This window comes from Paenibacillus sp. EKM212P, from assembly GCF_011066115.1.
GTDB classification, from domain to species: Bacteria; Bacillota; Bacilli; order Paenibacillales; family Paenibacillaceae; genus Paenibacillus; species Paenibacillus polymyxa_B.
The window spans coordinates 191590-206540 of the sequence record NZ_JAAMNR010000004.1 but is presented as its reverse complement, the minus strand read 5'-3'; the positions used below and the strand labels follow the sequence as shown (position 1 = coordinate 206540).

Below are 14951 nucleotides of genomic sequence, written 5' to 3'. Positions count from 1 at the left end.
GAAAAAGCTGTCCGTTTGTTGCGGATAGCTTTTTACTAAGCCATAGTAATATGGTATAGTTTGTCGTATGAAACTGAGGTGACCGACGTTGTTTGAAATGCTGATGCCCAAATTACGGGTGAATACCGTCTTTGATATTGATCTTGAGGGCTTGTATGCTCAAGGATATCGCGGCATTATTACGGATCTAGATAACACGCTGGTCGGTGCAAAAGCGCCGAATGCGACTCCCGAGCTGGTGGCCTGGTTTGAGAAGGTCAAACAGGCGGGTTTTAAGCTTGTCATCGTGTCTAACAACAATATGGACCGTGTATCCGTGTTTGCTACGCCTTTGGACATTGAATTTATACATGCCGCACGGAAGCCCTCCAACTCGTCTTTTCGTAGAGCCATCCGTATGATGGGGCTGACTCCGGAAGAGACTATTATGGTCGGGGACCAAATGTTGACGGACGTATTGGGAGGCAACCGACTGGGATTGCATACGGTGTTGGTGCTACCGATATCCATTCATGATGAAGGAGTCATGACCCGATTTAATCGGCGGTTGGAGCGAATCGCGCTCACAAGGTTACGTAAGAAAGGCTTATGGCTTGAGGAGGAAAAGAAGAATGACTGAAAGACCTGACGGCGGCACTGCCGTCAAATGTAGTGGTTGCGGTATTACCGTGCAGACCACTAGCCCGGAGCTTCCGGGATATATTCCTGAAAAATTGCTTACTCGCGAACCTGTCATCTGTCAGCGTTGCTTCCGGATCAAAAACTATAATGAGACGTCTTCAGTTACGGTGGATCAAGATGAGTTCTTGAAGCTGCTCAGCCAGATTGGCGACAAAGATGCGCTCGTCATCCACATTGTAGATATTTTTGATTTTGAAGGTAGCTTGATTTCCGGTTTGCAACGCTTTGTAGGCTCCAATCCGGTTATACTGGCTGTGAACAAGACCGATTTGCTGCCTAAGGTAACGAATTGGAACAAGGTACGTAACTGGGTACAAAAGCAAGCGAAAGAGCAAGGACTACGCACGGAAGAAATCGTACTGTGCTCAGCTAAAAAAAATCAGGGCTTTGACCGTCTGTTGGATGTGGTATCTGAGCTCCGTGGTAACCGCGATGTATATGTAGTCGGAGCGACAAATGTGGGTAAATCGACGCTTATTAACCGCTTGATTCGTGATTATAGCGATATGGAGCAGGAACTCACAACGTCCCGTTACCCGGGGACTACACTCGATATGGTGAATATTCCGCTCGACGACGGCAAGCACATTATTGATACTCCGGGTATTGTATACCCTTGGCGATTCAGCGAAATCGTCTCCCGTCAGGACTTGAGCGCTATTATGCCGGACAAGCCGCTGAAGCCTGCTGCATATCAGCTTGATGCCGGACAAACATTGTTTTTCGGCGGTATGGCCCGATTTGATTTTGTGGAGGGTCAGCACCAATCATTTACCTGCTACATTAACGGTGGTCTTAAGATACATCGCACGAAGCTGGAGCGAGCTGATCAGTTGTTCGCTGATCATGCCGGGGAATTGTTATCTCCGCCAACACGCGATCAATTGGCAGAGATGCCGGAATGGACAAGACATGAGTTCCGCGTTCCACGCAAATCTCCATCGGACATCTACATTTCCGGTTTGGGATGGATCAGGGTAAATAGCGAGAACGGAGCTCTGGTTGCAGTTCATGCTCCTCGGGGAGTCCGTGTGCTTTTGCGGCCTGCGTTGATATAACGTTGCTGTAACCATGTTATAGGGCGGCAAGGAACAGGTACTGGTTCCTGCCGCCATTCATGTATTTGTGCGGCCTAATATTTTGCAATATGGGGGAGAGCAACGATGAACAGCGGGGAGTCTGAAGCGACCGAACAAGGTCTTGTACTATTGGGCGTATTGGGTGATCCGATCAAGCACTCCAAATCGCCTCTTATGCATAAAATAGCTTTACAGGCAGCGGGGATTGAAGGAGATTTTGTACCTCTTCATGTCAAACCGGATCAGCTGGAAGATGCCATGAAGGGGATTCGCGCTATGCATTTCCGCGGAGTCAATGTGACGATTCCCCATAAAGTCGAGGTTATGAAATATCTGGATGAGATTGATGAAGGGGCCAGACTCATTGGCGCTGTCAATACGATAGTGAATGACAATGGACGTCTTAAGGGCTATAACACGGACGGAATTGGCTACGTACGTTCCCTCAAAGAAGAGACTTCTGTCGAGTTGAAGGGCGCAAGAATTGCTGTTCTTGGAGCCGGAGGGGCTGCTCGTGGCGTGATTCATGCTCTGTTGGAGGAGCAACCGGAATCGGTTATTATTTTGAACCGAACACGTGACAAAGCTGAGCAACTGGCATTAGAGTGGACGACGGAAGCGATCCCAGTGAGGGGTTATTCCAACGAAGATGCCAAGAGCGTGCTCGCCACAGTGAATGTGTTGATTAACACAACCTCGGTGGGAATGTCTCCTTTAGCGGATGAGCTTCCACTGGAAACGAGCTTGATTCCGGAGGGAATCATTGTGAGTGATTTGATCTACAACCCGCTGGAAACGAGACTTTTACGGGAAAGCCGTGAACAGCGCGGCTGTACTGTACATGGAGGCTTGGGCATGTTCGTGTATCAGGGGGCTGTGGCTTTTGAGTATTTTACAGGGGTTGTCCCTGCTGTAGAGCAAATGAGAGCGGCTGTGCTGAGTAGCCTGTCGTAAGTAAGATTGTACATTAAAATTATGGAAATGCTGCATTGCATATGTGGCGACGAAGGGGTTAAATATACATGTTAACAGGTAAACAAAAAAGATATTTGCGTTCAATGGCGCATCATTTGGACCCGGTTTTTCAAGTAGGTAAAAACGGTACGAATGAGCATCTTATGCGTCACATCAACGATGCGATTGAAAAGCGTGAGCTGATGAAAGTGCAAATTTTGAACAACTGTTTGGACGACAAGCATGAAATTGCGGAAGAACTGGCCGCGGAGACAGGTTCTGAGCTTGTACAGATCATCGGGAGCACTATTATTTTGTACAAAGAATCCCGTGATCATAAGGAAATCGAGTTGCCTAGAGGATAACACGCGGGGAGAAAATTATGAAAATCGGTATTATGGGTGGTACATTTGACCCGATTCATATTGGACATCTGCTGGCTGGAGAAGCGGCAAGAGATGCCTATGGGCTGGATCAAGTATGGTTTATGCCTTCTCATATTCCTCCGCACAAGCATCAGGCGGGGGCGAGCGGTAAGGAGCGTCTGGAGATGACGAGTGAAGCGGTAGCGGGTCATCCTGCTTTTGAAGTGCTGGATATTGAAGTGCTTCGTGGGGGAGTATCCTATACCATTGACACGATCAAGGAGCTTCAGGAGTTGCACTCTGCTGTGGATTTTTATTTTATTATTGGTGCGGATATGGTGAACTACTTGCCTCATTGGCAGGGAATTGAGGAGCTGGCGCAGCGAATTTGTTTTATTGGTGTTCGGCGCCCAGGATTCCAGCTTGCGTTGGATGAGTTGCCGCATTATTTGCAGGACAAGGTACTGCTGGCGGATATGCCGGTGGTGGATATTTCGTCGACGGATATTCGAGAGCGTGCTGCGGAAGGGCGCACTATCCGTTATCTTGTACCTGATCGTGTGCATGACTATATTACAAGGGGCGGTTTGTATGAAGTACAGCCGTGAGCAATTAATGGAAGCCGTATCTGGTCAAATGCCTGAAAAGCGCTGGAAGCACACACTAGGTGTTATGCATACCTCAGTGGAGCTTGCGAAGCGCTATGGAGCAGATCCGGATAAGGCAGAACTGGCGGCTATTTTGCATGATGTAGCGAAGTATTGGCCTGTTCAGCAGATGGAAGAGGTGATTCGCAGTCATCCCGAATGTGATCAGGAGCTTTTGGAACATGACAAGCAGCTCTGGCATTCAGAGGTAGGATACTGCGTTGCAGCAAGAGATTACGGAGTGGATGATCCGGAAATAAGGAATGCGATCCGCTGGCATACGTCAGGACGCGTAGGTATGAGCCTGCTGGATAAAGTCGTGTGTCTCGCTGATTACATCGAACCGGGACGGGATTTTCCGGGGGTTGAGCATATCCGTAAACAGGCAAAGAAAAGCTTGGAGCAGGGCCTTATCGCTGGATTTGACTCCACGATTTCATTGTTGCTGGAAAAGAAAAAGGTTATTTTTCCACTAACAGTCTTGTCGCGTAATGACTTGATTCAACAACTAAAACAGAGAAAAACGGAGGTTCATGAATGACCCTAACTAATGAGCAATTAATGCAAACAGCGGTTGATGCTGCAAATGATAAAAAGGCAATGAATATTGTCGCACTGGATTTGCGGGGAATATCACTAGTAGCTGATTATTTTGTTATCTGCCACGGTAATTCGGATACACAGGTACAGGCGATTGCAACAGAAATTCGCAAACGCGCTCATGATGAAGGTGTAACCATCAAAGGAATCGAAGGAATGGATTCCGCCCGTTGGGTTCTAATGGATTTGGGGGATGTCGTAGTGCATGTCTTCCATCGCGACGAGCGCGAATACTATAACATTGAACGACTCTGGTCGGATGCTAAGGTTGTGGAAAAGGTATGAGTTTGATCGCCGGTACTTATGTCACCATTATGGTGGATCGTGAGGTATCTCCTTTCGGCTACTTTCTCACTGTTGGTGAGCAGGATGTGCTGCTGCATTATACGGAGCTGACACGTGAAATTGAAGTTGGTGAACGGTTGGAGGTATTTATTTTTCACGATACAGAGGACCGCTTGGCCGCAACCATGAAAAAGCCGTTCTTGTCGTTGGGCGAAATGGCAAAGCTTGAAGTGGCTGATGTGCATCCGCGTTTGGGTTGTTTCCTGGAGATGGGATTGGGTCGTCAGCTTTTGCTGCCGATTCGTGAGTTGCCAGAAAACCGAGATTTACATCCTCGGGTGGGCGACTACGTGTATGCCATTATGGAGCATGACAAGCAAGGTAGACTGCGGGCTAAGCTGGCAGGGGAACAGGAACTGGCTCCGTTGTGCTTCCACGCCCCTGATTCGTGGCTGAATACGTGGGTGCAGGCGACTGTGTACAAGCCGCTTCAAATGGGCACATTCGTTCTGGTGGACGGAGGTGTGCTTGGTTTTGGTGCGATTGGGATGATTCACTCCTCGGAACGCAACCGGATGCTTCGCTTGGGCGAAGAGGTTAAGGTACGGGTCACACTTGTTCGCGAAGACGGTCGGGTCAATCTGGCGATGTCGCCACGCAAGGAAGTAGGTCGTGATGAGGATGCGGATCGATTAATTGCTTTTCTGAAAGAGCGTCCGGGTGGCGGCATGCCTTACTCCGACGCAACGCCGCCGGATATTATCAAGCAACGGTTTGGTATCAGTAAATCCGCCTTCAAGCGTGCGATGGGCAAGCTGATGAAGGAAGGAATGGTTACACAAAAGGAAAACTGGACCTACCTGGTGGAGAAAATGCCGAAACCGAAGGACGGGAATGGGGAATAAAAAATGGCTTCTTACCGGAAGTTTGCCTATGTGTATGATGAGCTGATGCAGGACATGCCGTACCCGGACTGGTTACGCTTTGCACGGCAGGCTTGGGATCAGTACGGTATGCCGCATACGGTGGCCGAACTGGGCTGTGGAACGGGTTCGATTACGATTCCCCTAGTTAACTCGGGCTTCGAAGTGTCTGGAATCGACTTATCCTCTGACATGCTGGCAGTAGCCCGTCGCAAAATGGAAACCACTCCCCAGGGACAGCGATTGTTTCGTGAGGGAAGCGTTCGCTGGATACAGCAGGATATGAGAGAATGGATTTTACCCGAGCCTGTGGATTCTGTAATTTCTTTTTGCGATTGTCTGAATTACTTGTTGGAGGAAGAAGATATAATTTCTACTTTTCGTAGAACTCATGCTGGACTGAAGCCTGGCGGAACCTTCTTGTTCGATGTGCATCATCCGCAGACGTTTTTACGTTATGATGAAGAGCAGCCATTCGTACTGGATGATCGCTCTATCTCATATATCTGGACATGTGCGTTGGACACTCCCCGTTGTGAAATTGAGCATCATCTTAGTATCTTTGCGAAAGCAGAACATGAAGGACGCGATCTGTATCAGCGTTTCGAGGAAATTCATGTACAGCGTGCCTATGATCCAGACTGGATGAAAGCAGAATTGTCCAAAGCAGGTTTTCGTGATGTGAAGGTATATGCGGATTTTGAATGGGTAGAAGCAGAAGATGACGCGGCGAGACTGTTTTATGTTGCTGTAAAATAGTGAAGACTCATTGAGCAAATTTAGGAAAAGAAAGACGCTTTTCATGATGACATGAAGGGCGTCTTTTTGCACTCATATATTCACTTTATAGTTCAACTGAAGCTCATCACCCGGTACACCCCGAATACCCCAGTTCTGTTTGGGCGTTTCAAATATAGTAATCTCAAGATCCTGTGGAGCAATGCCAAAATGGTCCATAATTCGTTGGAATAACAGCTGGATGAGCTGCTTCTTAGCTTCTGTCGTTCTGCCTTCAAAGATACTGATTTCAATAATGGTGTACGCCTCAGAGCGACCATCGGCATATATAAAGTCTTCCTGATCCATAGGGAAAAAACGATGAAACCTCTTGTCTGGAGGGTATTTGAATGCATCCACCACAGCAGAATGAATCACCTCTGAAAGCTGCTTTTTGATTGGATTTAGAGCTTCTTTTATTCCGAAAATTTTAATCTGTGCCATGTCTCAGCTCACCTTTCTTATCTCAACTCAACTCAATTTGCATCAATTTAATTCGAAGTTATTATAAAACATTCGTATGCATGTGTCATGAACAATTAGTATGAAGAGGGTCTTTAACACCAAAGATAGTCCTTATTTGACTTTTTTCGCGGTTTTCAATATAATAGTGCCATTATTAACGGTTAAACAATCGCTGATGAGGAATAGTAGCTTTGTCTGGACATATAGAGAGCCGGCGGGTGGTGCAAGCCGGTTGACAGCGCAAAGTGAACTCGCCTCGGAGATATGCGTCCAACGCAGGAACGCCTTTACAGGTGCTTGTATCCTGTTATTAACCCGCATCGGATCACCTCCGTTATCAGGTGCAAAGGGAGTAGAACGCGAAGAACGCTTTCTGCTAACTAGGGTGGTACCACGGGAATATAACCTCTCGTCCCTAGCGCTGACACGCTACGGGATGCAGAGGTTTTTTTGTTGCATACCGTTTGAGGAGGAAAAGACAATGACAGACACACAGCCGAAGCACGGCTATCAACCGCAAAGTATTGAACCAAAATGGCAGAAATATTGGGATGAGAACAAGACGTTCCGCACCGGGGAAGAGCCGGGCAAACCGAAGTTTTATGCTTTGGATATGTTTCCGTACCCATCTGGAGCCGGCCTGCATGTAGGCCACCCAGAGGGCTACACAGCTACGGATATTGTTTCACGTTATAAAAGAATGCGCGGCTACAACGTATTGCATCCGATGGGTTGGGACGCCTTCGGTCTGCCTGCCGAGCAGCATGCGCTGGATACAGGGGAGCACCCACGCGAAATTACGGTGAAAAACGTAAATAACTTCCGCCGTCAAATCAAATCGCTCGGCTTCTCCTACGACTGGGATCGTGAAATCAGCACGACGGACCCTGATTATTACAAATGGACACAGTGGATCTTCATCCAGCTGTACAAGCGCGGCCTTGCATATGTAGCTGAAGTACCCGTGAACTGGTGCCCAGCGCTGGGAACAGTGCTGGCGAATGAAGAAGTTATTGACGGTAAGAGTGAGCGTGGCGGTCATCCGGTCGTCCGTAAACCAATGCGTCAATGGATGCTGAAAATTACGGAATACGCGGATCGTCTGCTGGATGATCTGGAGGAACTGGATTGGTCTGAGAGTATTAAGGATATGCAGCGGAACTGGATCGGTAAGTCTACCGGGGCTGAGGTTCGTTTTCCAATTGAAGGCTATGACGAGCAACTCACAGTATTTACAACCCGCCCAGATACACTGTTCGGCGCAAGCTACTGTGTGCTGGCACCAGAGCAGGAATTGGTGGATATTATCACTACGCCTGAGCAAAAGGATGCTGTACAACAGTACCGTGAACAAGCTGCTCGTAAAAGCGATCTGGAGCGTACGGATCTGGCCAAGGATAAAACAGGCGTATTCACAGGAGCTTATGCAGTGAACCCGGTGAACGGCGAAAAGCTGCCGATCTGGATTGCTGACTATGTACTGGCAGGCTACGGAACTGGAGCGATTATGGCTGTACCTGCTCACGATGCGCGTGACTGGGAATTTGCCAAGCAATTCGGATTGAATATCATTGAGGTTGTCCAAGGTGGAGATGTGGCTAATGAGCCATATACTGAGGATGGACCGCATGTCAATTCAGGCCCGCTGAATGGACTTACCAACGAGGAAGCGATTCCGAAGATGATTGAATGGCTGGAAGCCGAGGGCAAAGGACACGGCAAAGTCACCTACCGCCTGCGTGACTGGCTGTTCAGCCGTCAACGCTATTGGGGCGAGCCGATTCCGGTAATTCATCTGGAGGATGGAACGATCAAAACGGTTCCTGAGGACCAACTTCCGCTCGTACTGCCGGAGATGGACAATATCAAGCCTTCAGGTACAGGTGAATCCCCGCTGGCGAACGCAACAGATTGGGTGGAAACCATTGATCCTGAGACAGGTATGAAAGCACGCCGCGAGACGAATACAATGCCGCAATGGGCAGGAAGTTGTTGGTATTACCTGCGCTTTATTGATCCGAAAAATGACAAAGAGCTTGTATCCAAAGAAAAACAGCGTGAATGGATGCCTGTTGATTTGTATATTGGCGGAGCGGAACATGCGGTTCTTCACTTGCTGTATGCCCGTTTCTGGCATAAGGTACTGTATGATATCGGCGTAGTGGAAACGAAAGAGCCTTTTTATAAGCTGGTCAACCAGGGTATGATTTTAGGCAACAACAATGAAAAAATGAGTAAATCACGCGGTAATGTCATTAATCCTGATGATATTGTCAATACGTTTGGCGCCGATACGCTGCGTATTTATGAGATGTTTATGGGGCCGCTGGAAGCGACCAAGCCATGGAATGAGAATGGGGTAGAGGGAGCACATCGTTTTCTGTCCCGCGTATGGCGCCTGTTTGTTTCCGAGGATGGTAGCCTGAACGATAAAATTACAAATGACGGCGGTAGCGATGAGTTCAATCGTACTTGGCATAAAACGCTGAAAAAAGTAACCGAAGATCTGGATGCGCTGCGTTTCAATACAGCGATCAGCCAGCTGATGATCTTCACCAACGATGCATACAAAGCAGACCTTCTGCCGCGTGCAGCAATGGAAAACTTCGTGCAAATGCTGTCGCCGCTTGCACCCCATCTGGCTGAGGAATTGTGGCAGCTGCTGGGGCACAATGATAGCATTACCTACGCGGCTTGGCCTGCTTATGATGAAGCATGGACGGTGGACGCCGAAGTGGAAATTGTTGTGCAAGTAAATGGTAAAATCGTACAGCGTGCAACGATTGCCAAGGACCTTGATGCTAAAGCGATGGAGGCATTCGCTGTGTCGTTGGACAATGTTCAGCAGGCACTGGCCGGCAAAACGATCCGCAAGGTAATTGCTGTTCCAGGTAAACTGGTTAATATTGTTGCCGGTTAATCGGCTTTAAGCCGAAGGAGACATCTACCTTTTGCATGTCCTCTTCATACTTGTTGTGCGTGGCCTGTATTAGCTCGGGAAAGACGCTATGCAGGCTGATGTCCAACAATGCGAGAGCTTCGGCGGTAATACCTCCCGGAACCGCCACTCTGGCCTGTAACTCGGCTGGTGTCATCCCGCCTTCCGTGAGCAGCTTTCCAGTGCCGATGATCATTTCACCGGCCAGGGCGCATAGCTCCGTACGGTCTATACCTGTAGCTTGAACTGCGGCTTGAATCCACTGGTCCATAAAAAAGGCCAAGAAAGCAGGACCACAACTCGAAAAATCCGACGTGATCCGAGTATAAGATTCTTTAACCCGAATCGGCCTGCTGATGTGGGACATAAGCTCTTCCAGAAGGGTGCGATCCTCCTCTGTAATCCGGCTTCCATGGATGCACAGTGAGGCTCCGCTGCCCACTTGGTGGGTGATACTTGGAATAATTTTGGATACTTTGGCTTTCAGTGCATGTTCCAAAATACGAATCTGCACCGGGCTTGTGATAGATACGACGATTTGCTCTTCTGTAATGACGTCGCGTATTTCATCCGTTACGGCTTTTGATTCCAGCGGCTTCACACAGATAAACAGAACATCACTTTCCGCTGCCGTTTCACGGTTGCTTTGGGCTGCATGCAAACCTGGATAGCGACGGGCTAGCTCGGTTACCTTGGAATGCGTTCGATTGCTTGCTGATATTTGCTGCGGCTTGAGTGCGTTAGAATTAATAAAAGACTCAATTAGCAGACTTCCCATGCTGCCAGTCCCGATAAATCCAACTTTCATTGTTCAACGTCCTCCTTTCATACTTTGCGGTATAGACGCTGTGCTGTCAGCTGTCATTCTTCTTAGTGTATGCGCCTGGTCTTGGCCGACATGACGAATTTTATGTCTGAGCATGTTAGATCGTCCCCGGGGTCGTACCACTTTTTTGTGAAAATGCTCACAGCGAGACCGTATGGAGGTTGTTTGCACCCTCCGGTTTAACGGGAATTGGACAGACTTGCTCTGTTTGATTGAGACGGTGTTTTCAGTCGGCTCAATTTCCCGAAATCCATGTGGAGTAGGGGACGATACGGAAATGAAACGTGTATGGACAGGAACAGCGATAACGCTTGCTGTAATCGGGAGTGGACTTATTTTATTTGCCGGAGGACAGCGCTCTGAGCCGCAAGAAGAGTGGACTTTACTTAACCATAAGGTGGAGCAGGCTGTGGCGATGGAGACAGAGCCAAATAAGTCGCAGCGCAGCAGTGACTACGCCCAGAAAAAGTCTGTTGTAAAAGAACCTTCAGACAAAGCTGAGCGCAGTAGGAATGCCGAAGCCGCTGACAATGTGAAACGTGATACTGTGCAGATTTCTACTGGTGTATCTGCTGCTGTGAGCGAAAACTCTATTGCGGGAAATTCAAGTACCGTAAAGCAGTCAGGTGTTGCGAATCCGAGCTCAGACACAGGTATTGTCAGTTCGAGTGGTGTAACGACGAGTAGGGCCAATAGGGTAAGTGATTCGGTTACTACACCCGATTCCGGCGAAAAAAAGGTAAACATCAACACGGCGACTGCTGCTGAGTTAATGGAATTACCAGGGGTTGGGGCTAAAAAAGCCGAGGCTATACTGAACTACCGTAATCAGCACGGGGCGTTCAAACGTGTGAACGATTTGGATCACGTAAAGGGAATCGGAGCTAAAATGTTGGCTAAAATGAAGCCGTATGTCAGTTTGTAACTTATATAAGATTATAATGTACAGGTCCTGAGAACGGCGGTAGCGGATATGGTTTACGTTTTAACTTGTTTATACGGGAGAGATGGAAATGAGTGCAGATGTACGCAAGGACTGGGACACCTATTTCATGGATATCGCTTATATGGTATCCACCCGTTCGCGCTGTGCGCGGCGTCATGTTGGAGCCGTACTTGTACAAGGTAAAAAGCTTTTGGGGACGGCCTATAATGGAGCACCATCCGGGGTACCTGACTGTTCTGAGGCAGGCTGCATGATCTCAGAGGAGTATGAGGTCGTTCACCGTGATGGGCGCGAGGAAATGGTTAAGAAGCAGCGTTGTATTCGCACTATTCATGCGGAGCAGAACCTGCTGCTGTTTACTGACCGAATTGATCGTGAAGGCTCTTCGGTATATGTCACCGACCAGCCATGCTGGACGTGTGCCAATATGTTGGCGAACAGCGGTATTGTGGAGATTGTATACCACCGACCTTATCCCAAAGATGCCGACAAGGTTCGTGCTATGATGGAGGAAAAGGGAATCGCCTTTCGTATGCTGAAAACCTATCATCCACCAAAAGAAACGCTGATGGATGTAATGAATTAAAAAAGTAAATGAGGAAGAACCTCTGACGAATGCTATTTTGTCAGAGGTTCTTTTTGTTTTGTGTTTTTTGGACAGAAAGCAATGTTTGCTACCGGAAGGTGATTGTATTCAAGCTAAGCTTGTGTTAACTAGACCTATATTGACCCTTACTGTTTGTTGGATTACAGGAAGTGCGGGAGCATGTCTGTATTCTGGACATATGCTTTTGTTACTCTGGGCGGGGGTTACCCTGATCTTTCCGCTTATAGCTTTATGGATGAAAATCCCCATCCGGCATATGGTATTACTTTGGCTTGCATTCAGCGGTGGTGGATTTCATTGGTTTTGGCATGACACGCATAATGTTAGCAGTATTCCCGATGCTCTTCATGTATCGTCTTCTATGGTGGAAGACATGCCTGTTCAAGTAGCAGGGCTTATCGCTTCTGAAGTACAGGTAGATGGTGATCGAACACAGTTTGAGATGAGAGTCACCTCAATCAATCACTACGGAAGTCATTCGAAAAAGGACGAGAATCGTACACCAATTTCTGAACAGGTCATTGTTCATATCAAGTTGGCTGCCAAGCAGGAACAGCAACTTGCGGCAGCGTGGCAACGTGGAGATGCAGTCGTACTGCGTGGCACCTTAAAGGCTCCTACAAAAGCGGGGAACTTTGGTAGCTTTGATTACAGTGAATACCTGCACACACAGGAAATCCACTGGCTTTTCAAAGGCGATGGGGCAGCCTCGTTACAGAAGCAGGAGGCTTCACTGTGGAACCGCTACACTTTGTTCAGATGGAATGATCAGCTAAGGGAGCAACTAGGGCAGAGAATGGAATCGGCATTTACATCACTTCATCACGCAGGATATATGAAAGGACTGGTGCTTGGGGTAACAGATGAGTTGGACCCAGCAACATATAACGAGTTTACGCAGCTTGGTTTAACGCATATTTTAGCAATATCGGGCATGCATGTGGCGGTATATGCAGCTACACTATTATATTTACTCAAGCTACTAAGAGTTAGCCGCGAGACATCTCTTACAGTCGTTTTGATACTCATTCCGGCTTATGTCCTGCTGACAGGTGCTTCTCCCTCTGTTGTGAGGGCGGGAATTATGGCGATGATCGGCTTGTTTGCAGCCCGACGAGGTATGCTCAAAGACGGACTTAATATTTTAAGTATATCCGCGTTGCTCATGCTGATTTGGAATCCATATTATCTACTTAGCGTCAGCTTTCAGCTTTCCTTTTTGGTGACAGGTGGGTTGCTCATTTATATGCCGCTTATGAAGCCGTTTTTCGCCAAATGGCCTTTCCTAATCGGAGGTGAGGTTGCGATTACAATTACGGCACAGCTTGTTTCGTTTCCAATGACGGTATTCTACTTTAATCAATTTTCGCTGTTATCATTTGCGGCCAATTTTGTGCTTGTACCCCTTATTACATATATCGTGCTTCCAATAGGTACGGTGGCGATGGGGCTTTCCTTTTTGTGGGGGGATGGGGCTCGTATTCTTGCGTGGCCGGCAGAGCAATTGAACGATTTGACCTTTTTACTAGTGAAATGGCTGAATGTGGATGATGCTTATGTGAGTATTTGGCCGTCTTCCTCCATTCTGTGGGTCATGGCGTATTACGCAGCTCTGTATAGTGTTCTGTACTGGCTTAAAACGTGGCTGACATCTCGCAGGCAAACAGACGATAATTCTGTTTTGAATTCCACTCCCATATCATCACCCGTGTATACGGGATTAGCGGCTTCTGCCGAATGGGCTGCTGTTTTGAATACAGCTCATGAACCTGAGGGAGCAGGGAAATTTGCGCGTCGACAGTGGAATGGTTATCGTCATTTGGCACTGACTCTAAGTGTTATCGCCTGGCTTGGCATATTGTATACAGGTTATCAATCTCCTGGTGGGAGAAATACGGGGGTGGTTCAATATCTGGATGTGGGCCAAGGTGACAGCATTTTAATTACCACGCCGGGCGGGAAACATATTTTGGTAGATGGCGGGGGTACAATGGACTTTGCTACAGGGAAAAATGCTTGGCGCAAACGCGCAGATCCCTACGAGGTAGGTGAAGATACGATTGTGCCCTTGCTAAAACAACGAGGTGTACATCGGCTGGACGCTGTCATTTTAACACACGGAGATCATGATCATGCCGGAGGACTACAGGCTGTGCTTGACCAGATTCCCGTATCTACCTTGTTTTTTAATGGTACCCTGACAGATAAAGCCCCATTCCGTAAGCTGTTGAACACGGCTTTAGACAAGCAGATCAAGCTGTACGGTGCACATCATAGTATGGAATGGGAGCCAGACCAGGCTACAAAAATCCGCTTTCTCTATCCGTTTACACTACCGGAGAACGAATCTGAGCAGATGCCTGTTATGAAGGAACAGAATCATTACTCTGTTGCCATGATATTGGAGATGGAGGGAGCCTCTTTTTTGTTCACAGGAGATATGGATGATGCAGCAGAGTCGTCGTTGCTCTCTGAATTAACTCGTTTTTCATCAAGTGTGAAAGATAAGGGAGCAACGGGGGCTGTCGGGAAAGCTGTAGACGTCATGAAAATAGCACATCACGGTAGCAAGTATTCCACCTCGGAAGAGTGGTTATCCTACTGGCGACCGAAAGTATCCGTTATTTCGGTCGGTGTGACCAATACTTACGGACATCCGAATGAAGCGGTATTGGAACGTTTATCGGCAGTTGATTCTGCTATATATCGAACAGATACGATGGGAGAGATACAGATCCGAGCGCAGCAAGGAAAACTGAGTGTGAGGTACCAACGCAAACAGTACAAAACAGATACGAATACAACAACATACTAAAACGGGTGCTCACTCTCAGGAGTGGGCTGTTTGCTTTGAATCC

At 47.9% G+C, this 14951-nt stretch carries 15 protein-coding genes and 1 other annotated feature; of the genes, 13 read left to right on the top strand and 2 right to left on the bottom strand.

Annotated features, from left to right (window positions below; translation table 11 throughout):
* The first annotated feature begins 88 nt into the window (after positions 1-88).
* The 9 genes from G9G54_RS13430 (at position 89) to G9G54_RS13390 (ending at position 6293) form a co-directional block, all read left to right on the top strand.
* A complete protein-coding gene (locus G9G54_RS13430) occupies positions 89-619 on the top strand; it encodes a YqeG family HAD IIIA-type phosphatase (RefSeq protein ID WP_013311200.1) in 531 nt (176 codons plus the stop codon).
* Positions 612-1739 (top strand): ribosome biogenesis GTPase YqeH, encoded by a 1128-nt coding sequence (gene yqeH, locus G9G54_RS13425; RefSeq protein WP_025723401.1) that lies wholly within the window; start codon positions 612-614, stop codon positions 1737-1739. The genes G9G54_RS13430 and yqeH overlap by 8 nt, the downstream gene beginning before the upstream one ends.
* 105 nt (positions 1740-1844) lie before the next feature.
* Positions 1845-2714 (top strand): shikimate dehydrogenase, encoded by an 870-nt coding sequence (aroE, locus tag G9G54_RS13420; protein ID WP_165178436.1) that lies wholly within the window; start codon positions 1845-1847, stop codon positions 2712-2714.
* 68 nt (positions 2715-2782) lie between these two features.
* Positions 2783-3079, top strand: a complete 297-nt coding sequence (yhbY, locus tag G9G54_RS13415) for a ribosome assembly RNA-binding protein YhbY (RefSeq protein WP_013311197.1) — start codon at positions 2783-2785, stop codon at positions 3077-3079.
* Between the two features lie 17 nt (positions 3080-3096).
* The gene (gene nadD / locus G9G54_RS13410) at positions 3097-3687 is read left to right on the top strand and encodes a nicotinate-nucleotide adenylyltransferase (protein WP_071641885.1); all 591 of its coding nucleotides are present in this window, start codon (positions 3097-3099) and stop codon (positions 3685-3687) included.
* A complete protein-coding gene (gene yqeK / locus G9G54_RS13405; RefSeq protein WP_039272316.1) occupies positions 3671-4267 on the top strand; it encodes a bis(5'-nucleosyl)-tetraphosphatase (symmetrical) YqeK in 597 nt (198 codons plus the stop codon). The genes nadD and yqeK overlap by 17 nt, the downstream gene beginning before the upstream one ends.
* The gene (rsfS, locus tag G9G54_RS13400; RefSeq protein WP_013311194.1) at positions 4264-4611 is read left to right on the top strand and encodes a ribosome silencing factor; all 348 of its coding nucleotides are present in this window, start codon (positions 4264-4266) and stop codon (positions 4609-4611) included. The genes yqeK and rsfS overlap by 4 nt, the downstream gene beginning before the upstream one ends.
* Positions 4608-5516, top strand: coding sequence for a CvfB family protein (locus tag G9G54_RS13395; protein WP_029515375.1), 909 nt, complete (start codon positions 4608-4610; stop codon positions 5514-5516). Before rsfS ends, G9G54_RS13395 begins: the two co-directional genes overlap by 4 nt.
* 3 nt (positions 5517-5519) lie before the next feature.
* A complete protein-coding gene (locus G9G54_RS13390) occupies positions 5520-6293 on the top strand; it encodes a class I SAM-dependent DNA methyltransferase (RefSeq protein ID WP_103049581.1) in 774 nt (257 codons plus the stop codon).
* A gap of 72 nt (positions 6294-6365) precedes the next feature.
* On the opposite strand, the gene G9G54_RS13385 is transcribed toward G9G54_RS13390, so the two are convergent.
* Positions 6366-6755: a tautomerase family protein gene (locus G9G54_RS13385; RefSeq protein ID WP_160789315.1), complete on the bottom strand. Its 390-nt coding sequence runs from the start codon at positions 6753-6755 to the stop codon at positions 6366-6368.
* Between the two features lie 184 nt (positions 6756-6939).
* Positions 6940-7196, top strand: a binding site (T-box leader).
* Positions 7197-7257: 61 nt separating this feature from the next.
* Here G9G54_RS13385 and leuS point away from each other — a divergent pair.
* Complete coding sequence (gene leuS / locus G9G54_RS13380) at positions 7258-9696, top strand: leucine--tRNA ligase (protein ID WP_103049583.1); 2439 nt, start codon at positions 7258-7260, stop codon at positions 9694-9696.
* Here leuS and comER read toward each other — a convergent pair.
* A complete protein-coding gene (gene comER / locus G9G54_RS13375) occupies positions 9677-10522 on the bottom strand; it encodes a late competence protein ComER (RefSeq protein WP_165178435.1) in 846 nt (281 codons plus the stop codon). The two genes, leuS and comER, sit on opposite strands and share 20 nt — an antisense overlap.
* Before the next feature lie 295 nt (positions 10523-10817).
* Here comER and G9G54_RS13370 point away from each other — a divergent pair, with 295 nt between their 5' ends.
* The 3 genes from G9G54_RS13370 to G9G54_RS13360 all read left to right on the top strand — a co-directional run bounded on the left by G9G54_RS13370 (position 10818) and on the right by G9G54_RS13360 (position 14908).
* Positions 10818-11465 carry a ComEA family DNA-binding protein gene (locus G9G54_RS13370; RefSeq protein ID WP_165178434.1) on the top strand — a complete coding sequence of 216 codons (648 nt, stop codon included), beginning with the start codon at positions 10818-10820 and terminating at the stop codon, positions 11463-11465.
* An 88-nt stretch (positions 11466-11553) separates the two neighbouring features.
* A complete protein-coding gene (locus G9G54_RS13365) occupies positions 11554-12072 on the top strand; it encodes a deoxycytidylate deaminase (RefSeq protein ID WP_025723414.1) in 519 nt (172 codons plus the stop codon).
* A gap of 256 nt (positions 12073-12328) precedes the next feature.
* Positions 12329-14908 (top strand): ComEC/Rec2 family competence protein, encoded by a 2580-nt coding sequence (locus G9G54_RS13360; RefSeq protein ID WP_238808025.1) that lies wholly within the window; start codon positions 12329-12331, stop codon positions 14906-14908.
* The last annotated feature ends 43 nt before the right edge of the window (positions 14909-14951 follow it).